19 protein-coding genes are annotated in these 19,176 nt (G+C 68.3%); 13 read left to right on the top strand and 6 right to left on the bottom strand.

Annotated elements, in window-relative coordinates; genetic code table 11:
* From bcsE to ACTRWB_RS36330, 6 genes are all read left to right on the top strand, one after another.
* A partial coding sequence (bcsE, locus tag ACTRWB_RS36305) for a cellulose biosynthesis protein BcsE (protein WP_446904747.1) occupies positions 1-960 on the top strand: 960 nt, incomplete at its 5' end.
* The gene (locus ACTRWB_RS36310; protein WP_446904748.1) at positions 957-1,166 is read left to right on the top strand and encodes a hypothetical protein; all 210 of its coding nucleotides are present in this window, start codon (positions 957-959) and stop codon (positions 1,164-1,166) included. The genes bcsE and ACTRWB_RS36310, both read left to right, overlap by 4 nt.
* Entirely contained in the window at positions 1,163-1,942 is a 780-nt protein-coding gene (bcsQ, locus tag ACTRWB_RS36315; protein ID WP_446904749.1) for a cellulose biosynthesis protein BcsQ, read from the top strand. Before ACTRWB_RS36310 ends, bcsQ begins: the two co-directional genes overlap by 4 nt.
* Positions 1,939-4,476, top strand: a complete 2,538-nt coding sequence (bcsA, locus tag ACTRWB_RS36320) for a UDP-forming cellulose synthase catalytic subunit (RefSeq protein WP_446904750.1) — start codon at positions 1,939-1,941, stop codon at positions 4,474-4,476. Before bcsQ ends, bcsA begins: the two co-directional genes overlap by 4 nt.
* Positions 4,477-4,503: 27 nt before the next feature.
* Positions 4,504-6,069, top strand: coding sequence for a cellulose biosynthesis protein BcsG (gene bcsG / locus ACTRWB_RS36325; RefSeq protein WP_446904751.1), 1,566 nt, complete (start codon positions 4,504-4,506; stop codon positions 6,067-6,069).
* Entirely contained in the window at positions 6,051-6,248 is a 198-nt protein-coding gene (locus ACTRWB_RS36330; RefSeq protein ID WP_048244197.1) for a hypothetical protein, read from the top strand. Before bcsG ends, ACTRWB_RS36330 begins: the two co-directional genes overlap by 19 nt.
* Before the next feature lie 54 nt (positions 6,249-6,302).
* Here ACTRWB_RS36330 and ACTRWB_RS36335 read toward each other — a convergent pair whose 3' ends face one another.
* The 4 genes from ACTRWB_RS36335 to ACTRWB_RS36350 are packed head-to-tail and all read right to left on the bottom strand — an operon-like array spanning position 6,303 to position 9,509.
* Complete coding sequence (locus tag ACTRWB_RS36335; RefSeq protein WP_446904752.1) at positions 6,303-7,187, bottom strand: pirin family protein; 885 nt, start codon at positions 7,185-7,187, stop codon at positions 6,303-6,305.
* A 30-nt stretch (positions 7,188-7,217) separates the two neighbouring features.
* Positions 7,218-7,610 (bottom strand): OsmC family protein, encoded by a 393-nt coding sequence (locus ACTRWB_RS36340; RefSeq protein ID WP_048244193.1) that lies wholly within the window; start codon positions 7,608-7,610, stop codon positions 7,218-7,220.
* A gap of 47 nt (positions 7,611-7,657) precedes the next feature.
* Complete coding sequence (locus ACTRWB_RS36345; protein WP_446904753.1) at positions 7,658-9,238, bottom strand: cation:proton antiporter; 1,581 nt, start codon at positions 9,236-9,238, stop codon at positions 7,658-7,660.
* 10 nt (positions 9,239-9,248) lie between these two features.
* Entirely contained in the window at positions 9,249-9,509 is a 261-nt protein-coding gene (locus tag ACTRWB_RS36350; RefSeq protein ID WP_129514320.1) for a XapX domain-containing protein, read from the bottom strand.
* A 283-nt stretch (positions 9,510-9,792) separates the two neighbouring features.
* On the opposite strand from ACTRWB_RS36350, the gene ACTRWB_RS36355 reads away from it, so the two are divergent.
* Entirely contained in the window at positions 9,793-10,479 is a 687-nt protein-coding gene (locus tag ACTRWB_RS36355) for a hydrolase (protein ID WP_412022019.1), read from the top strand.
* A 22-nt stretch (positions 10,480-10,501) separates the two neighbouring features.
* Here the strand turns inward: ACTRWB_RS36355 and ACTRWB_RS36360 are convergent, their stop codons facing one another.
* Positions 10,502-11,425, bottom strand: a complete 924-nt coding sequence (locus ACTRWB_RS36360; protein WP_412022018.1) for a LysR family transcriptional regulator — start codon at positions 11,423-11,425, stop codon at positions 10,502-10,504.
* 118 nt (positions 11,426-11,543) lie between these two features.
* Here ACTRWB_RS36360 and ACTRWB_RS36365 point away from each other — a divergent pair, with 118 nt between their 5' ends.
* From ACTRWB_RS36365 to ACTRWB_RS36390, 6 genes are all read left to right on the top strand, one after another.
* Entirely contained in the window at positions 11,544-11,711 is a 168-nt protein-coding gene (locus ACTRWB_RS36365; RefSeq protein ID WP_446904754.1) for a DUF1427 family protein, read from the top strand.
* Between the two features lie 19 nt (positions 11,712-11,730).
* Positions 11,731-13,623 carry an amidohydrolase gene (locus ACTRWB_RS36370; protein WP_446904755.1) on the top strand — a complete coding sequence of 631 codons (1,893 nt, stop codon included), beginning with the start codon at positions 11,731-11,733 and terminating at the stop codon, positions 13,621-13,623.
* Position 13,624: 1 nt separating this feature from the next.
* Positions 13,625-14,086 (top strand): DoxX family protein, encoded by a 462-nt coding sequence (locus ACTRWB_RS36375; RefSeq protein ID WP_446904756.1) that lies wholly within the window; start codon positions 13,625-13,627, stop codon positions 14,084-14,086.
* Between the two features lie 26 nt (positions 14,087-14,112).
* Positions 14,113-15,027, top strand: coding sequence for a glyoxalase (locus ACTRWB_RS36380; RefSeq protein ID WP_446904757.1), 915 nt, complete (start codon positions 14,113-14,115; stop codon positions 15,025-15,027).
* Positions 15,024-15,719 carry a YoaK family protein gene (locus ACTRWB_RS36385; RefSeq protein ID WP_412022013.1) on the top strand — a complete coding sequence of 232 codons (696 nt, stop codon included), beginning with the start codon at positions 15,024-15,026 and terminating at the stop codon, positions 15,717-15,719. Before ACTRWB_RS36380 ends, ACTRWB_RS36385 begins: the two co-directional genes overlap by 4 nt.
* A 116-nt stretch (positions 15,720-15,835) precedes the next feature.
* Positions 15,836-17,269 (top strand): alginate export family protein, encoded by a 1,434-nt coding sequence (locus ACTRWB_RS36390; RefSeq protein ID WP_446904788.1) that lies wholly within the window; start codon positions 15,836-15,838, stop codon positions 17,267-17,269.
* 117 nt (positions 17,270-17,386) lie between these two features.
* Here the strand turns inward: ACTRWB_RS36390 and ACTRWB_RS36395 are convergent, their stop codons facing one another.
* On the bottom strand, positions 17,387-18,988 hold the full coding sequence (locus ACTRWB_RS36395) for an acid phosphatase (RefSeq protein ID WP_446904758.1): 1,602 nt from the start codon (positions 18,986-18,988) through the stop codon (positions 17,387-17,389).
* Positions 18,989-19,176: the final 188 nt, after the last annotated feature.

Consider the following 19,176-nt stretch of genomic DNA (forward strand, 5'->3'; position numbering starts at 1 on the left):
GTCGCGGCCTGCGCGCAAGCCCAGGCCGCGACCGCGGTGCTCGTGTTCCGCTCGCATGCGCAGCTTGAAGCGTTGTGCGCCGACGTGCACGCGCTGCGCCGGCAGTGCGGCGGCGCGCTGAAGATCGCGGTCGTCGAGCGCGGCGAGGTGCTGCGTCAGCAGTTCGAGATGCTCGTGCTGAGCGTCGGCGCGAACCGCGTCGTCGCGCGCGACCTGCCGGTGTCGCGGATGCAGGCGGCCGTGCACGCGCTGCGCGGCCAGCTTTATGCGCGGCCCGTCGCGGCCGACTATCGGGGGGCGCTCGCGGCCGCGCTCGGCGATTCGGTGCTCGGTTATCTGCCGGTCGGCGCGTTCTGCCTGCGGATTCGCGCGGTGCTCGATCGCGGCGCCGTGCTCGCGCTGCCGCACACGCTCGCGAAGATCACGCTGCTGCCGGGCGTGTCGCATGTCGACGCGCTGCGGCATTGCCGGCCGCGCCGCGCGGGCGACGTCGTGACGGCCGATGCCGGGCACCTGTACGTGTTCCTGTTCGCATGCGAGCCGGTCGATGCCGACGACGCGCTTGCGCGGATCTTCGATGCGCCGGTCGACGCGCTGTCCGACCGCGTCGTATGCCTCGGGCAGGGCAGCATCGACACGGAGCTCGATGCGCTGAAGGCCGAGAACCGGCGCGCGCCGATCGCCGACTACAGCGACCTGTTCTCGGCCACGCAGCCGGCCGGTGCGGCGCGCACGTCGGCCGCGCGCGCCGATTCCGGCGCGGCGTTGCCGGACGCGCGTGAGGTGAGCGATGCGGTCGATGCAATCGATGCCATCGTCTCGCTCGAGGCGATCGGTGCGATGCCGGCGCTCGCGCACCTGGCCGCCGACGCACCGGCCCCGTATCCCGTCAATCCCGCCGCGCGTGCGCGCGGTGCCATTCGCAGCGCGATGCCGCTGCGCAATCCGGAGGGCGCATGATCGCCGAACTCGTCATCGGTTTCATCGTCGGCACCGTGATCGCGGTGCCCGTCTGGATCGTCGCGCAGCACCTCGGCATCGGCCGCGGCTTTCATGCGCCGCGCGGGATCGACCGGCGCGACGCGGTGCCGTGCGAACTGGTGCCGGTCGCGTTGCGCGGGCGGTTGCTGCCCGGCGCCGAGCGCGGCGACGAGGCGTCCCGATGAAGACGATCGCCATTACGTCGACGACGGGCGGCGCGGGCCGCACGACGCTCGCGGCCGCGCTCGCGGTGCTGCTCGCGCGCCGCGGCCGGCCGGTCGTCGCCGTCGAATTCGATGCGCAGAACCTGATGGGCGCGACGCTCGGCCTCGACACGCTGGCCGAGCACGGCCTCGCGCACAGCGTGCTCGGCGGCGCCGAGCCGTGGCACGCCCATACGTGGCGCAATGCCGACGGCGTGCTGTTCGTGCCGTACGGGCAGGTCGACGCGGCCGGCGCCGCCGCGTGCGATGCGCGGCTCGTGGCCGACCGTGCGTGGCTGTCGCGTGCACTCGACGAGATCGGGTTGCCGGCCGACGGCGTCGTGCTGGTCGATACCGCGCGTTATCCGTCGCCGCAGGCCGAGCAGGCGATTCGCCGCGCGGACCTGACGCTCGTCGTCGTGCCGCCCGAACCGACCGCCTGCGCGACGACCGCCGCGCGGCTCGGCGCGCTCCGGGCCGGCGGCGGCGATCTGCAGATCGTCGTGAACCGGCTGAATCCGGCGCGCGACATGCAGCGCGATGCGCTCGCGATGCTGCGCGCGGTCGCGGGGCCGGGCTCGATGCTCGACCAGCGGATCCACGTCGATGCGGCCGTGCCCGAAGCGCTCGCGCGCGGCAGCTGGATCTTCGACGACGCGCCGTATTCGCAGGCGTCGCACGACCTGAACGGCATCGCGAACTGGGTCGATACGTGGCTGGCCGCCGGTGCGGCCGGTCGCAGCGGAGCGGTGCGATGAAGGCCGCGCGCGTGCCGCGGCTGCGCGCGTTCGGCCGCTGTGCGGTCGACTGGTTCGCGCGCGGCATCGGGCTGCCGACGGAACGTACGCGGATCGATTGGCTCGTGCGGCTGTTTTTCCACGTGCCGCCGACGGGCCGCCCCGATCATGTGCGCCGCTGGGTGCGCGTCGCGTTCCTGCGGCTCGCGCACGAGTGGGGCGTGCTGCAGCCGCTCAGTGTGCGCGAATGGCTGTGGCGCTCGATCGTGCGCGCGCCGCGCGCGGCCGACGGCCGGCCCGCGCGCGATCCGCTCGCGTGGTTCGACAAATTCGTCGTGCCCGTCTACGTGGCCGGGCGCGCGGTCGGCCGGCGCGTCGACGCGTTGCTCGAACGCCTGCCGTGGGTGCGCTGGGGCGGCTGGCTCGATGCGCGCGCGAACGGCGTCGGCCGGCGTCGCTGGCTCGCGCCGCTGCTGCTGGTGGTCGGCGCGCTGCTGTGGGCCGCGGCCGGCATGTCGCCGCTGATGCCCGGCGCGCAGTTCGCGTTCTTCGCGATCGTCGCGGTGCTGGCGCTCGCGCTGCGCCGCCTGCCGGGCCATCTGCCGACGCTCGCGCTCGCGTCGCTCGCGCTGCTCGCGACGGTGCGCTACGTGTGGTGGCGCACGACGCAGACGCTCGACTTCCGCGGCCCGGTCGAGGCGATCGCCGGTTACCTGCTGTACGGCGCGGAAGCCTACACGTGGATGATCCTGCTGCTCGGCTTCGTGCAGACCGCGTGGCCGCTCGACCGGCCGATCGTGCCGCTGTCCGACGATCCCGACACCTGGCCGACCGTCGACATCTATATCCCGACCTACAACGAGCCGCTGTCGGTCGTGAAGCCGACGGTATTCGCCGCGCAGAGCATCGACTGGCCGACGGCGAAGCTGCGCGTGTACCTGCTCGACGACGGCCGGCGCCCCGAGTTCGCGGCGTTCGCGGCCGAGGCCGGCATCGACTACCTGACGCGCGACGACAACCTCCACGCGAAGGCCGGCAACATCAACCGCGCGCTGCCGAAGACGCACGGCGAATACATCGCGATCTTCGACTGCGATCACGTGCCGACGCGCTCGTTCCTGCAGACGACGATGGGCGTGTTCCAGCGCGACCCGAAGTGCGCGCTCGTGCAGACGCCGCACCATTTCTTCTCGCCCGATCCGTTCGAGCGCAACCTCGGCACGTTCCGCGAGATCCCGAACGAGGGCAACCTGTTCTACGGGCTCGTGCAGTCGGGCAACGACCTGTGGAACGCGACGTTCTTCTGCGGATCGTGCGCGGTGCTCAAGCGCAGCGCGCTGGAGGAGGTCGGCGGCGTCGCGGTCGAGACGGTGACCGAGGACGCGCACACGGCGCTCAAGCTGCACCGGCGCGGTTATACGTCGGCGTACCTGCCGACCGTGCAGGCGGCCGGCCTCGCGACCGAAAGCCTCGCGGGCCACGTGAAGCAGCGCACGCGCTGGGCGCGCGGGATGGCGCAGATCTTCCGCATCGACAACCCGTTCCTCGGGCGCGGGCTCGGCCTGATCCAGCGGATCTGCTACGGCAACGCGATGCTGCACTTCTTCTACGGGATTCCGCGGCTGGTGTTCCTGACGATCCCGCTCGCGTACCTGTTCTTCCACCTGTACTTCATCAACGCGTCGTCGCTCGCGCTCGCGAGCTACGTGATCCCGTATCTCGTGCTCGCGAACGTCGCGAACTCGCGGATGCAGGGGCGCTACCGCCACTCGTTCTGGGCCGAGGTCTACGAATCGGTGCTCGCGTGGTATATCGCGCTGCCGACCACCGTCGCGTTCTTCAGCCCGAAGCATGGCAAGTTCAACGTGACCGACAAGGGCGGCAAGATCGACGAAGGGTACGTCGACTGGTCGACGTCGAAGCCGTACCTCGTGCTGTTCGGGCTGAACGTGCTCGCGATCGCGGCCGGGTTGTGGCGGCTCGTGGCCGACCAGGGCGACGAGGCGTCGACGATCCTGATCACGCTCGGCTGGACCGTGTACAACCTCGCGATGCTCGGCGCGGCGCTGGCGGTTGCGCGCGAGACCAAGCAGGTGCGCGTCACGCACCGGATCGCGATGCGCGTGCCGGCCATGCTGCTGCTCGCCGACGGAACGACTGCCGCATGCTTCACGAGCGACTACTCGACCGGCGGCCTCGGCCTCGAGGCCGTGCCGGGGCTGCCGCTCGCCGTCGGCGACACGCTGACGGTGTGCGTGACGCGCGGCGACCGGCCGTTCCCGTTCCCGGTGCGCGTGAGCCGCGTGACGCCGACCCACGTCGGCCTGAGCTTCGAGGAGCTGACGCTCGAACAGGAGCGCCAGCTCGTGCAATGCACGTTCGGTCGTGCGGATGCGTGGCTCGACTGGCACGAAGGCCAGCGTATCGACACGCCGCTCGGCGGGCTGAAGGAAGTGCTGCGCGTCGGCGTGGACGGTTATGTACGGATGTGGAAGGGTGCGGCGCGCGGCTTGCAGGCCATGCTGGCGCCGAAACTCGATCGGGCGCGCGACTGACGCGGCGCTCATCATGGAGTGGGTTAGATGACGTTCTGGAATCTGTATTTCATCCTGAAGTTCGCGCTGTTCGCGACCGGGCACCTGCAGCCGTTGTGGCTCGCGAACCTCGCGTTTGCGGTGGCGCTCGCGGCGAGCGCGCCGATCCGGCATCGTGTGTGGCGCATCGTGCGGCAAGTTGCGGCGATCGCGATCGCGGTGCCGCTGCTCGCGCACGAGCTGCATGCGCCGCCGCTCGCCCGTCTCGCCGAGGCCGCGCGCGAAATGAGCACGTTCCGGTTCGACTACTGGATGGAGCTGCTGCCGCGCCTGCTGCCGCCCGTGCTGCTGCTGACGGTGGCCGGCGCGCTGATCGTCTATTTCGTCGTCAATCGCTGGCTGCGCGTCGCGACGTTCGTGCTGGCCGTGCTGATCGTGATGCCGCTGTGGCAGGCCGGCAGCGGGCTGATGGCGCGCGTCGTCGCACCGCTCCCGCAGCAGGCGAACGTGACGGACACGACAACGATGGGGCGCGCCGACCAGCCCGAGGATCACAACGCCGCGCTCGCGACGTTCCGCGCGCAGGAGTCGCAGCGGCAGGTCGCGTTCGGCCATCTCGGCAACGATCCGGCCGCGCAGTTCGACGTGATCGTGCTGCACATCTGCTCGCTGTCGTGGGATGACCTCGATGCGGCGAAGGTGCGCAATCACCCGATGCTGAGCCACTTCGACTACCTGTTCACGAACTTCAGCACGGCCGCGAGCTACAGCGGTCCGGCGGCGATCCGCGTGCTGCGCGCGAGCTGCGGGCAGGAGGCGCACGAGGACCTGTACAAGCCCGCGCCGCAGCAGTGCCAGCTGTTCGGGCAACTCGCGGGCGCCGGTTACACGGTGCAGTCGCTGTTGAACCACGACGGCCACTTCGACAACTTCCTGCAGGTGGTTCACGACAACATCGGCGTGGCCGACGCGCCGATGATCTCGAACGCGGCCGCGCCCGTCGCGATGCATGCGTTCGACGGCTCGCCGATCAAGGACGACTACACGACGCTCGCGAACTGGTATGCGCAGCGCGCGGCGGTGCCGGGGCCGGTCGCGCTGTACTACAACACGATCAGCCTGCACGACGGCAACCGCGTGGTCGGCAGTTCGCTGACCAGCATCGACTCGTATCCGCAGCGTGCGACGAAGCTGATGAGCGACTTCGATCGTCTCGCCGACCTGATCGCGCAATCGGGCCGCCGCGCGGTGATCGTGTTCGTGCCCGAGCACGGCGCCGCGCTGCGCGGCGACAAGAATCAGGTCGCGGGCCTGCGCGAAATTCCGACGCCGCGCATCGTGCACGGGCCGGTTGGCGTGCGGCTCGTCGGCTTCGACGGCAATCACGGCGCGACGACCGTGATCGAGCAGCCGGCCAGCTTCCTCGCGCTCGCGCAATTGCTGTCGAACCTCGTGTCGAACAGCCCGTTCAAGCCGGGCACGACGCTCGCGCAATACGCGGCCGACCTGCCGCGCACGCGGATGGTGGGCGAGAACGAGGGCACGGTGACGATGCAGACGGCCGCGGGTTACGCGGTGAAAACTCCGGATGGCGTATGGATCGACGAACAGTAATCCTTCCCGGCGAAAGCGACGACGATCGCCTGTCGCAGCCGAACGACGTGCTCGGTCTCGCGCGGCATCTGCCGGCGCTCGACCCCGAACGTTATGTCGACGAGCAGGCGCGCCGCGCGTTCGTCGAGTCGCTCGATCGCTGGCCGACGCTGGCGAAACTGATGGGATTGAAGCGGTAAACGCAAGACGGCCGGCATGCGTGCCGGCCGTCGTTGGCTCGTGAGCGAAACCGCTTAGTGCGCCTTGCGTTCCGGCTGGCGCGTCCACGTGTCTTCTTCGCCCGGCACCTTGCCGAACGTCTGCGCGGCCCACGCGGCGCGGGCCGCTTCGATCTTCGCGCGCTCGCTCGACACGAAATTCCATTCGATGAAACGCTCGCCCGGCAGGTGTGCGCCGCCGAGCAGCATCACGCGCGCGCCGTTCGTGCTGGCGAGCGCCACGGTTGCGCCCGGTTCGAGCACGGCCATCGTCGCGGGAGCGAGCGGCGTGCCGTCGATCGCGAGGTCGCCGTCGACGAGATACACGCCGCGCTCGTCGTGCTCCGCATCGAGCGCGAGTCGCCCGCCCGCCGCGAATTCCGCATACGCATAGAGCGTCGGCGAGAACACCTCGACCGGCGACGTGAGCCCGAACGCGCTGCCTGCAATCACGCGCACGCTTGTGCCGTCACGCGTGAACGACGGCAGCGTGTCGGCCGGATGATGGACGAACGCGGGCGCGGTGTCCTCGTGCTCGACCGGCAGCGCAACCCAGGTCTGGATGCCGTGGACGGGCTGTTCGTGCGGCCGGTCCTCGTCGGGCGAGCGCTCCGAATGAACGATGCCGCGTCCGGCCGTCATCCAGTTCACGTCGCCGGGCACGATCTTCTGCCGGAAGCCGAGGCTGTCGTGATGCATCAGCGAACCGTCGAACAGGTAGGTGACGGTCGCGAGCCCGATGTGCGGATGCGGCAGCACGTCGATGCCGCGCCCGGCCGGCAATACCGCGGGCCCCATCTCGTCGAAGAAGATGAACGGGCCGACGAGCCGCGCGGCGCGCGCGGGCAGCACGCGGCGCACGACGAGGTTGCCGATGTCGCTTTCGCGCGGCGTGAGCAGGGTCTTGATCGATGCGGACATGGTGAGAATCTCGTGGTCGATGCGGGTGCGTCAGGCGATCGCGGTATCGATCGTGATCGGATGCGTGAGGATCTTGTGCACCGGGCACGCGTTCGCGATCTGCAGCAGGCGCTCGCGCTGTTCGCCGGACAGGTCGCCGTCGAGCGTGATGCGGCGCACGATCGTGCTGCCCGCGTTGCCCGATTCGTGCGCGAGCTTCACGTGCACTTCGGCGAGCGGCCAGCCCTTGCGTTGCGCATACATCTTCAGCGTGATCGCGGTGCAGGCGCCGAGGCTCGACAGCAGCAGCGCGACCGGGGTCGGTGCCGCATCGCCGCCGCCGAGCGGCGCCGGTTCGTCGGCGCGCCACTGGTGGACGCCATCGCTGAAGTGGACGAGGTAATCGACGGAGCCGATGCTCGCTTCGACGGACAGTTCGCTCATTGCAGTTCCAGGTGGGGAAGGGGGAGTACCGGCGGCATGGCCGGGCGTTAAGGTTCGAGCAGCCGCTGCAGCCGCAGTTCCTCGAAATCGAGCTCCGATTCGATCCGGTGCAGCACGGCATCGTCGACCTTGCCGTCGCGATGCAGGTCGAGCAGCGCCTGGCGCGACACGCCGACGAGTTCGAGTTCGACGCGCAGCATCCGCGCGCGCACGCCGGCCGGTTCGGCGCCTTGCCGGTGCGCACGTTCGTTGAACGTGACGCGGCTCCGGTATTCGGCGAGCAGGCGGTCGAGCGATGCACGTTCGAGGTTCGATCCGCGCTTCTCGAGCGCGTCGAGTTCGGCGAGCGCCGCGCCGAACGTCTGCGCGCGCACCGCATGCTCGGACATTGTATGCCGCGCGGCCGGCCGCAGCTTCAGCACGCGGATCAGCGGCGCAAGCGTGCCACCCTGCACGACCAGCGTCGCGATGATCAGCAGGAACGTGCTGAACAGGATCAGGTCGCGACCGGGGAAGTTGCCCGGCAACGCGATTGCGGCCGCGAGGCTCACGACGCCGCGCATGCCCGACCAGCCGAGCACGATGGCCTCGCGCCACGACCACGGCGGATGGCCCGCGCGGGGCGCGCGCAGGCGGCCCGGCAGCCACATCGCGACGAACACCCACACGACGCGCGCGGCGATCGCGGCGGCGGTGGCGGGCAGCGCGACGCGCAGGCCGGCCATCAGCACCGCGCCTTCGTGGTTCACGCCCGCGAGGATCGCGTGCAGTGCGAGCCCGATCAGGATGAACACGAGCGCGTCGAGCAGGAACACGATCGCTTCCCACGTCGCTTTCGCCTTGATCCGCATGTCGGCGTCGAACACGCGATGCTGGCGCACGCCGAGCACGAGGCCGCAGGTCACCACCGACAGCACGCCCGAGCCGTCGACGGCTTCCGCGACGCCGTAGCTGCCCCATGCCATCAGGAAGGTCACGACGATGCCGAGCATCGGGTCGCGCAGGCGCGGCAGCACCCAGCACATCGCATGGCCACACACGAGGCCGACCGCGATGCCGATCAGCGTCAGCGAGAAGAACAGGCCGGTGGCGCTCGCGGCCGTGATCGACGCGGCGAGTGCGGCCGATACGGCCATCTGGTACAGCAGCAGGCCCGACGCATCGTTGACGAGGCTTTCGCCTTCGAGCACCGCGACGAGCCGCGCGGGCAGCGGGTGGCGCTGCAGGATCGCCTTCGCGGCGACCGCGTCGGGCGGCGACACGATCGCGCCGAGCGTGAAACACGCGGCCCACGGCAGCGCCGGGTTCGCGGCATGCACGGCCAGCGCCACCGCGACGGTCGTGAACGCCACCGCGCCGAGCGCGAGCGACGCGATCGAGGCGAGCTCCTGCCGGAATTCCTTCCACGCGGTGTAGAACCCGCTCGACATCAGCAGCGGCGGCAGCACGGCCGCGAGCAGCAGCGCCGGGTCCATGTCGGGCACGCGCTTGCCGGCGACCGCGACCACGCAGCCGCCGAGCAGCAGCACGACGGCCGGCGGAATCGAGATCCGTTCGGCGAGCCACGTGAGCGCGCCCGCGCCGCAGATCAACAGCAGCAGGTAATGAAACAGTTCGACGTTGGTCATGAGCCTTGCATCACGACGGCTTGCGGTCGTTCGCGGCGCCGCCCGGCAGCGTGCCGAACATGTGCTGGCTGCACTGCGCGTCGCGCCACGCGGTATTCAGCCGGTACCCGGACAGCATCCGGCGCGCGAGCGGCAGGATCTGTTCGCCGGCCAGCATGCCGAGCAGGCCGATGAGCGCGATGATCGGCGGCGCCGGCGAATTCACGCCGAGCGCACCGTAGATGACGCCGGCGAGGATGCCGGCGAGCAGCGACAGCAAATACGGTTTCATGATGAAAACCTCTCGTGTTAGGCTGGTCGGGGGCGAAGGGCGCGCCTTCAATGTGCTGGAAGCGTATCGGGTTTACGTGCGGAACAAAAGGGCGGATAGCCCTTGAAGAGACCCCTCTTTCGGAATTCGATCGATTCCGTTTCTTGGATGTTCGAGCCGCGACTTTTCCGATTAAATGGCTGCAACCGGAAGACGCAAATCCGGGGCAACGCACAGCCGGCTCCTCGTACTTTCGGCACGAGGCAAGCCTTAAACGTTTCCTGTCCATAGGATGATTCGCGCCATGAGCAACCCCAAGCTTGAAGTCCTCACCCCCCAGAACAGCCAGTTGATCTTCATCGACCAGCAGCCGCAGATGGCATTCGGCGTGCAGTCGATCGATCGCCAGACGCTGAAGAACAACGTCGTCGGGCTTGCGAAGGCCGCGAAGGCATTCAACATTCCGACCACGATCACGACGGTGGAATCCGAAAGCTTCTCGGGTTACACGTATCCCGAACTGCTCGACGTATTCCCGAACCAGAAGACGCTCGAACGCACGTCGATGAACTCGTGGGACGACCAGAAGGTGCGCGATGCGCTGGCCGCGAACGGCCGCAAGAAGGTGATCGTGTCGGGCCTGTGGACCGAAGTCTGCAATACGACGTTCGCGCTCTGCGCGATGCTCGAAGGCGACTACGAGATCTACATGGTGGCCGATGCGTCGGGCGGCACGTCGAAGGACGCGCACGACTTCGCGATGCAACGGATGATCCAGGCCGGCGTCGTGCCCGTTACCTGGCAGCAGGTTGCACTCGAGTGGCAGCGCGACTGGGCACGCCGCGACACCTACAACGCCGTGATGGCGATCGCGAAGGAGCACTCGGGCGCGTACGGGATGGGTGTCGACTACGCGTACACGATGGTCCACAAGGCAGCGCAGCGCACCGCGACGCCGCACGAGTCGATCGCGGCCGTGCCGGCGAAGTAACAGGCCGCATGCGGCCGCCCGTTCAAACGGGCGGCAGTGCCCACGGCGCGTGTGTCAGGTGCTCGACGAGAAAGTCGAGCAAGGCCGTCACACGCGCCGCACGCAGCATGCCGGGCGGCGTGACGAGGTTGACGTTGATATCGGGAATCTTCCAGTCATGCATCACTTCCTCGAGCGCGCCGCTTTGCAACTCATTCCACACCAGGAACGCCGGCTGCAACGCCAGACCGTGGCCGGCAATCAGCGCGGGACACAGAACGTCGGCATTGTTGGCACGGATGCGTCCGCGCACGGGCACGCCGAATTCCTCGCCCGACGTCGTGTGGCGAAAACGCCAGTATTCGGGTGTCGGGATGTTCGTGTAGGTCAGGCACACGTGCTGGTCGAGTTCGCTCGGATGGGTCGGCCGGCCGCGCCGGTCGAGATACGCGGGCGACGCGACGAGCGGCCGGCGCACCGCGCACAGGCGGCGCGCACGCAGCGACGAATCGTTCAGTTCCGCGATCCGGATCGCGACGTCGAAGCCGCCGGACACGATGTCGACGAAGTTGTCGGTGAGCACGAGGTCGACGTCGACGCGCGGGTAGCGCTCGAGAAACGCGGGCAACAGCGGCGCGAGATTGCACAGGCCGTAGGACATCGGCGCGTTCACGCGCAGCAGGCCATGCGGTTCGAGCGCATGCGCGGACGCTTCGCCTTCGATCAGTTCGGCGTCGGCGAGCAGCCGGATCGCACGATCGCGCAGCAGTTCGCCGGTCGGTGTGAGCGACAGCTTGCGTGACGTGCGGTACAGCAGCATCGAGCCCAGGCGTTTTTCGAGGCGCGCGATCGCTTTCGACACCGTCGGTTGCGATATGCCGAGCAGGTCGGCGGCCTTGGCGAACGAACCGGTCTCCGCAACGCGCGCGAAGATGGCCCAGGCTTCGAGATCGGGAAGATGTTGCATGGCTGGGAAGCGTGGCAGTGAAGCAAAGCGGATTCGGCGGCAGCGGATCGCACCGCCGGCGCGCGGCGCCCAGGCGGGCGGCAACGCGGGTCATTCTAATCCAGTCGGGAGGGAGCGTATGGAATCGTATGTCGTTTCATTGGGCGCCGGCGTGCTGGTCGGCGTCGTGTACAGCGTGATCAAGGTGCGCTCGCCCGCACCGCCGCTGATTGCACTGGTCGGGCTGGCCGGCATGTTGATCGGCGTTGCGGCCATCGCACCGGTCCGTCACTGGCTCGGTTTCTGATTGCATCGAGGACACATTGATGAGCGTTACCGACACTCAACCCGATCTCATCCTGCACAACGGGCGCATTACGACGCTCGATCGTGCGAACCCGGTCGCCACCGCCGTCGCGATCAAGGACGGCCGCTTCGTCGCGGTCGGCGGCAACGCGGACGTCATGCCGCTTGCCGGCCGCACGACGAAGGTCGTCGACCTCGACGGCCGCACGATGCTGCCGGGCCTGATCGACAACCATACGCACGTGATTCGCGGTGGCCTGAACTACAACATGGAGCTGCGCTGGGACGGCGTGCCTTCGCTCGCGGTTGCGATGGAGATGCTGAAGCGGCAGGTTGCGATCACGCCCGCGCCGCAGTGGGTGCGCGTGGTCGGCGGCTTCACCGAACATCAATTCGTCGAGAAGCGCCTGCCGACGATCGACGAACTCAACGCGGCCGCGCCCGATACGCCCGTGTTCATCCTGCACCTGTACGACCGCGCACTGCTGAATGCAGCGGCGCTGCGCGTCGTCGGCTATACGAAGGACACGCCGGAGCCGCCGGGCGGCACGATCCTGCGCGACGCCGCGGGCAACCCGACCGGCCTGCTGCTCGCGAACCCGAACGCGACGATCCTGTACGCGACGCTCGCGAAAGGGCCGAAGCTGCCGTTCGAATACCAGTACAACTCGACGCGCCACTTCATGCGCGAGTTGAACCGTCTCGGCGTGACGGGCGTGATCGACGCGGGCGGCGGGTCGCAGAACTATCCCGACGATTACGAGGTGATCCGCAAGCTGCACGATGCGGGCGAGATGACGATCCGGATCGCGTACAACCTGTTCACGCAGAAGCCGAACGCGGAGAAGGAAGACTTCGTGAACTGGACGAAGAGCACGAAGTATCACGACGGCACCGACTACTTCCGCAACAACGGTGCGGGTGAAATGCTGGTGTTCTCGGCGGCCGATTTCGAGGACTTCCGCGTCGCACGCCCGGATCTGCCGGCGCAGATGGAAGACGATCTCGAAGGCGTCGTGCGCGTGCTCGCGCAGAACCGCTGGCCGTGGCGCATGCATGCGACCTACGACGAAACCATCAGCCGCGCGCTCGACGTGTTCGAAAAGGTCAACAAGGACATTCCGCTCGAAGGGCTGAACTGGTTCTTCGATCACGCGGAAACCATTACCGAAAAATCGATGGACCGCATCGCGGCACTGGGCGGTGGCGTCGCGGTGCAGCACCGGATGGCTTATCAGGGCGAATATTTCGTCGAACGCTACGGCGCACAGGCGGCCGAAGCGACGCCGCCCGTCGCGAAGATGCTCGACAGGGGGCTCAAGGTCTCGGCCGGCACCGACGCGACGCGGGTTGCGTCGTATAACCCGTGGGTGTCGCTCGCGTGGCTCGTGACGGGCAAGACGGTTGGCGGCCTGCGGATGTATCCGCAACGCAACCTGCTCGATCGCGAGACCGCGCTGCGCATGTGGACCGAGTACGTGACCTGGTTCTCGAACGAGGAAGGCAAGAAAGGGCGCATCGCGGTCGGGCAACTCGCCGACGTTGTGGTCCCGGATCGCGATTTCTTCACGTGTGCGGAGGACGATATCGCGGATACGACCGCACTGCTGACGGTGGTCGGCGGCAGGATCGTGTGGGGCGCGGGCCCGTTCGTGTCGCACGACGCGCCGATTCCGCCCGCGATGCCGGACTGGTCGCCCGTGCGCGAGTACGGCGGCTACGGCGGCTGGGGCGCGACGCAGCGCAGCGGCGCACCGCTGCAGCGCGCGGCCGCTGCCGCTGCGATGTGCGGTTGCGCGAACGCGTGCAACGTGCACCAGCATGCGCATGCCGGTGCGTGGGGCAGCGCTTTGCCGACGTCGGACGCAAAGGGCTTCTGGGGCGCGTTCGGCTGTTCTTGCTGGGCGGTCTGACATGGCCAGCTCGACCAATCGAAGCGGCGTCGACAACCCGGCGTGGGTCCATGCGCTGTTGGCGCAGCCGTGGGTGCTGCCGCTCGTGCGGCTCGCGCTGGTGTCCGCCTATCTGATAGGCGGCGTTGCGAAGGCGCTCGACTTCAACGGCGCGGTCGCCGAGCAGGCGCATTTCGGCCTGCATCCGGCCGCGCTGTGGGCGGCGCTCGCGATCGCGGTCGAGATCGGCGGTTCGCTGTGCGTGGTGTTTCGCCGCTTCACGTGGCTCGGCGCCGGCAGCCTCGGCATGCTGACGTTCGTCGCGATGATCGTGGCGAACGATTTCTGGAACCACACGGGCGCCGGACGCTTCATGGCGCTCAACAGCTTTTTCGAGCATCTCGGGCTGATCGCCGCACTCGTGCTCGCGACCGTGCTCGACGATGCGAAGCGCATGGCCGGCGACGGCCATGCCACTCGATGACGATGAAACAACAAGGAAATCCTGTCATGAAAACGATTCGTTCCGCCTTGCTCGCGCTGGCGATCGCCACGGGTCTCGTCGCGGCGCCGGCCGCGTTCGCGAAACCGCCCGTGCCGCCCGCGGCCACGCCGACGCTGGCCGTCGGGCCGCAATACGACACGACGCACGTGTACGTGGCACCCGAGGATTTCGATCGCTTCACCGACAGCTTCGTCGCGACGTTCGGCGGCAGCAAGTCGAAGCAGGGCGTGTTCCAGGTCACGCCGACCCCGAGCCAGACGATGTCGCAGCTCGTGTTCACGCCGGTCGGCACGATCTCCGTGTTCGGTTTCAAGACGCCGGTGCCCTGGCCGTTCGGCGCGGAGCGCACCGGTTATCTCGTCACCGACATGGACGCGGCGATGAAGGTGGCGCGCGAGCACGGCGCCGATGTGATCGTCGACACGTTCCCCGACCCGATCGGCCGCGATGCGGTGATCTCCTGGACGGGCGGCGTGAAGATGCAGCTCTACTGGCATACGCAGGCGCCGAAGTACGACGCACTGCAGACGATTCCCGAGAATCGCGTGTACGTGTCGCCGCAGAGCGTGCGCAAGTTCGTCCATGATTTCGTCAAGTTCTCGAACGGCAAGGTGGTGTCCGACAACCTCAAGGCGCCGGGCATCGAGATCGGCCGGCCGAACGACACCTATCGCCGTATTCGCATCACGTCGGGCTTCGGCAAGATGACCGTGCTCGTGACCGACGGCCACCTGCCTTATCCGTACGGGCATGAGATGACCGGCTATGAAGTGTCCGACCTGGCCGCGACGCTGAAGAAGGCGCAGGCCGCGGGCGTGACCGTGCTCGTGCCGTCGTACACGGCGGACGGGCGTGACGCGGCGATGGTCCAGTTCCCGGGCGGCTACGTCGCCGAGATCCACGCGGGCGCGGCTCGATGAAGCACGAGGACACGATCCTTGCCGCGGTGGCCGGCTTCGTCGACACGCTGAGCTTCGTCGCGCTGTTCGGGCTGTTCACCGCGCACGTGACCGGCAACTTCGTGCTGATCGGCGCGGGCGTCGCGGGGTTCGGGCAGGGCATCCTGCTGAAGCTGAGCGTGTTTCCCGCGTTCGTGTGCGGTGTGGTCGCGAGCAGCCTGATCGCCCGCGCGTTTTCCGGGCGGCCCGCATGGCAGGGCGCACGCGCGCTCCACGCGGTGCAGGCCGTGCTGCTGCTCGGCTTTTGCGCGGCCGGCGTGTGGGCGTCGCCCGTCACGCAATCCGACAGCCTGCCGGTGCTGCTGGCCGGCATCGTCGGCACGTTCGCGATGGGCGTGCAGAATGCGCATCCGCGCGTGATCGCGCGTGCCGGCGTGCCGAACACGGTGATGACCGGCAACGTCACGCAGGCGATCCTCGACGTCGTCGACCTGCTGTCCGCCGGCACGGCCGATAGCGTGCGCGCCGCTGCACGCGCGCGCTTCGCGAAGATGTGGCCGGCGATCGTCGCGTTCGCGCTCGGTGCGACGTGCGGCGCGCTGGGTTTTCGCCATGTCGGATTCTGGGCGCTGCTTGTGCCGACGGGTGCGCTCGCGATGCTGGCGGCCTGCGCGGGAGCATCTGCGCGCACGGCCGCACAGGAGCATGCATGATCGCGCGGCGTGGAAGCGTGCGTCGTCCCCGCGTGCGGCAAGCGGGCTGGATCGACGCGCGCGGTCATGAGTGGATCGCTGCGACGGGCGGGCAGGGTGGCGCGACGACGCGACACATTCGCTTCGATCGGGTCGCCCGCGCGTCGGTCGTTGCGGGGCTGCTGCTCGCGGGTGCCGATGCGGCGTTCGCGGACACGACGACGGCCACCGCCGACAGCGCGCCCGCAACGACCTGCACGGCCAAGCGGCCGACCGTGCTGTTCAATAGGTGGCAGGAAGACTGGTCGGTGCTCGCGAATCCATGTGTGCCGCGCGCGCCGCTCGACGGGCTGAAGTACATCCCGCTCGGCAACGATCCGGCCTCCTATCTGTCGCTCGGCGTGAACCTGCGCGAGCGCCTGGAGACCAACGACGCGCCGCTGTTCGGCATCGGCTCCGCGCAATCGGATACCTACCTGATCCAGCGCGTCGAAGTGCACGCCGATGCGCATCTCGGCCAGCACTGGCAGTTCTTCGTGCAACTGCAGGACGATCGCGCATTCGGCAAGAACACGATCACGCCGGTCGACAAGAACCCGCTCGATCTCGAGCAGGCGTTCGCGACCTACACGGGGGCACTCGGCGGCGGCACGTTCAAGTTCCGAGTCGGCCGGCAGGAAATGGCGTTCGACTTGCAGCGCTTCATCGCCGCGCGCGACGGCCCGAACGTGCGGCAGGCGTTCGATGCGGTATGGGCCGACTACGAATACCAGAAGTGGCGCTTCATCGGCTATGCGACGCAGCCGGTGCAGAATCGCACCGTGTCCGCGTTCGACGACGTGTCGAATCGCGACCTCACGTTCAGCGGCGTGCGCTTCGAGCGTCAGTCGGTCGGGCCCGGCGACCTGTCGGGCTACTGGTCGCGCTACAACCGCAGCAACGCGCGCTTTCTCGACGCGAGCGGCGCCGAGCATCGCGACGTGTGGGACCTGCGCTACACGGGCACGCAAGGCCGCTTCGACTGGGATCTCGAAACAATGCTGCAGACGGGCACGGTCGGCAGCAGCACGATCCGCGCGTGGGCGGTCGGCTCGATCGCCGGCTACCGGCTCGATGCGCCGTGGTCGCCGCGCGTCGCGCTGCAGGTCGATGCGGCGTCGGGCGACCGGCATCCGCACGACGGCCGCGTCGAAACCTTCAACCCGCTGTTCCCGAACGGCTATTACTTCACGCTCGCGGGTTTCACCGGGTACTCGAACCTGATCCACGTGAAGCCGTCCGTGACGCTGAAGCCGTCGCCGAACCTGTCGCTGCTCGGCGCGCTCGGGTTCCAGTGGCGCGAGACGACCGGCGACGCCGTCTACCAGCAGGGCAACGCCGTGGTGCCGGGCACGGCCGGCAAGGGCGGGTTGTGGACGGGCATGTACGTGCAGTTGCGCGCGGACTGGACGATCGCGGCGAACCTGATCGGTGCGATCGAGGCCGTGCATTTCCAGGTCGGCGACGCGATCCGGCAGGCGGGCGGGCACAACGCCGACTATGTTGGGGTCGAGCTCAAGTACGGCTGGTGACGCAGGGGCACGGTGACGCGCCCCAATAAAAAGGGCGGCCATGAGGCCGCCCTTCGTTCGTGCGGGCCGGCGTCGATGCCGGCCCGTTCGCCGTGATGCCGTGATGTCGCGATGTGGTTACAGGTTTGGCGACAGCGCGAGCGCGTTCGTCAGGTCGCCCATCGGCTGCGCGCCGTTGGCCTTCAGCGCGTCGTCGCGCTGTTGCAGGCCCGTGAGGCGCGGCAGCGAGAAGCGGCGCGTGATGAAGCGCAGGATCGATGCCGTGTCGTACTGCGTGTGGTCGACGAAACCCTTCTTCGAGAACGGCGACACGATGAGTGCCGGAATCCGCGTGCCCGGGCCCCAGCGGTCGCCCTTCGGCGGCGACACGTGATCCCAGAAGCCGCCGTTTTCGTCGTACGTGACGACCACGACCATGTTCTTCCACTGCGGGCTCGCCTGCAGGTGTGCGATCAGGTTCGCGATGTGCTGGTCGCCGCTGGCGACGTCCGTGTAGCCCGCGTGTTCGTTCAGGTTGCCCTGCGGCTTGTAGAACGAGACCTGCGGCAGCGTGCCCGCGTCGATCGCCTTGATGAACTCGCTGCCGTCGGTGCCGCCGTCGAGCAAGTGCTGCGCGCGGCTCGTGCTGCCCGGTGCCTGGTTCGCGTAGTAGTTGAACGGCTGGTGGTGCGGCTGGAAGTTCGGCGCGGTCATGTTCGGGCCGTAGATCACGTTGGCCGTGCCGCTTTGCGCGGCTTGCAGCGCCTGGTTCCACGCGCCGCCGTACCATGCCCACGACACGCCCGCGTTCGTCAGCAGGTCGCCGATGTTCTGCTGCGTCTGCGGCGGCAGCGTCGACGCGGCGGACGGATCGGCGAGGTTCGGGTCGCCGCCCGATGCGGCCTTGTTGCCGCTCGGCTGGTACGGCGGCTGCATCGTGTTGATCGCGAAGAAGTCCGGCGTCAGGTTGCCGGAGTTCACGAACTTCGGAATCCCGTCGAGCGCGGAAGCCGGCGAGTTGCTCGCGAGCTGCAGCGACTTGCCGTCGGCGCCGACGGCCGAGATCGAACCGGCGGCCGGGCTCTTGTCCGCGTTCGCGTAGAACGGCGCGCACGCGCAGATCAGGTACTGGTGGTTCAGGAACGAGCCGCCGAACGCACCCATGAAGAAGTTGTCGGCCAGCGTGAACTGCTGCGCGATCTTCCACAGCGGCAGCTTCGTCGCGTCGGGCGTGTAGTGGCCCATCACGAGGCCGCCGGAATCGGCCCAGGCGGCGAACATGTCGTTCTTGCCGCCGTTGATCTGCATCTGGTTCTCGTAGAAGCGGTGATACAGGTCGCGCGTCGTCACGCTCATCGGCGTGTTGAAGCCGCTCGGATCGTCGATCGCGAACGGCGCGTTCGGCAGGTTGGCCGTCATCGCCTCGGTCACGGCCGGCGTGACGCCCTTCGCGGTCAGGCCGCCCCAGACCTTCGGCAGCGTCGCGAGCGGCTGGCCGTTGCGGTCCTTCTGCTGTGCGCTCGCCGCGGTCACGTTCTGCAGGCCGTTCGCGCCCGGGAAGTTGCCGTACAGGTTGTCGAAGCTGCGGTTTTCCGCATAGATCACGACGACGTTCTTCACCGTCGACAGGCCTTGCTGCTGGACGTCGTCGCCGCCGCAGGCGCTGAGGGCGACGGCCGCGGCAACGGCGATCGGTGTAAAGCGAATCCAGGCGTGGTTTTTCATGCGTTGTACTCTCATCTCTCTCTTGTCGCGTGGGGAACCGGAGCATCCGTGCGCCGCCGGTTCTCGAAGGTGACCGTGGCATGTCCGGCTGTAAGCATTTTGAGGGCGCGATTTGACAGCCGGGTGTAGGCGTCCTTTCGATTAGCTGTCGATTGGCCGTCATGCAACGGTCATGCGGCTGACATAAACTCCGGCCGCTCCTG

It is taken from the genome of Burkholderia sp. YIM B11467, from assembly GCF_052952715.1.

Bases quoted from the DNA above. Each gene is read 5' to 3' on its own strand.
- ACTRWB_RS36310 (WP_446904748.1), top strand. From the start codon at position 957: ATGATCGCCGAACTCGTCATCGGTTTCATCGTCGGCACCGTGATCGCG.
- bcsQ (WP_446904749.1), top strand. From the start codon at position 1,163: ATGAAGACGATCGCCATTACGTCGACGACGGGCGGCGCGGGCCGCACG.
- bcsA (WP_446904750.1), top strand. From the start codon at position 1,939: ATGAAGGCCGCGCGCGTGCCGCGGCTGCGCGCGTTCGGCCGCTGTGCG.
- bcsG (WP_446904751.1), top strand. From the start codon at position 4,504: ATGACGTTCTGGAATCTGTATTTCATCCTGAAGTTCGCGCTGTTCGCG.
- ACTRWB_RS36330 (WP_048244197.1), top strand. From the start codon at position 6,051: ATGGATCGACGAACAGTAATCCTTCCCGGCGAAAGCGACGACGATCGC.
- ACTRWB_RS36335 (WP_446904752.1), bottom strand. From the start codon at position 7,187: ATGTCCGCATCGATCAAGACCCTGCTCACGCCGCGCGAAAGCGACATC.
- ACTRWB_RS36340 (WP_048244193.1), bottom strand. From the start codon at position 7,610: ATGAGCGAACTGTCCGTCGAAGCGAGCATCGGCTCCGTCGATTACCTC.
- ACTRWB_RS36345 (WP_446904753.1), bottom strand. From the start codon at position 9,238: ATGACCAACGTCGAACTGTTTCATTACCTGCTGCTGTTGATCTGCGGC.
- ACTRWB_RS36350 (WP_129514320.1), bottom strand. From the start codon at position 9,509: ATGAAACCGTATTTGCTGTCGCTGCTCGCCGGCATCCTCGCCGGCGTC.
- ACTRWB_RS36355 (WP_412022019.1), top strand. From the start codon at position 9,793: ATGAGCAACCCCAAGCTTGAAGTCCTCACCCCCCAGAACAGCCAGTTG.
- ACTRWB_RS36360 (WP_412022018.1), bottom strand. From the start codon at position 11,425: ATGCAACATCTTCCCGATCTCGAAGCCTGGGCCATCTTCGCGCGCGTT.
- ACTRWB_RS36365 (WP_446904754.1), top strand. From the start codon at position 11,544: ATGGAATCGTATGTCGTTTCATTGGGCGCCGGCGTGCTGGTCGGCGTC.
- ACTRWB_RS36370 (WP_446904755.1), top strand. From the start codon at position 11,731: ATGAGCGTTACCGACACTCAACCCGATCTCATCCTGCACAACGGGCGC.
- ACTRWB_RS36375 (WP_446904756.1), top strand. From the start codon at position 13,625: ATGGCCAGCTCGACCAATCGAAGCGGCGTCGACAACCCGGCGTGGGTC.
- ACTRWB_RS36380 (WP_446904757.1), top strand. From the start codon at position 14,113: ATGAAAACGATTCGTTCCGCCTTGCTCGCGCTGGCGATCGCCACGGGT.
- ACTRWB_RS36385 (WP_412022013.1), top strand. From the start codon at position 15,024: ATGAAGCACGAGGACACGATCCTTGCCGCGGTGGCCGGCTTCGTCGAC.
- ACTRWB_RS36395 (WP_446904758.1), bottom strand. From the start codon at position 18,988: ATGAGAGTACAACGCATGAAAAACCACGCCTGGATTCGCTTTACACCG.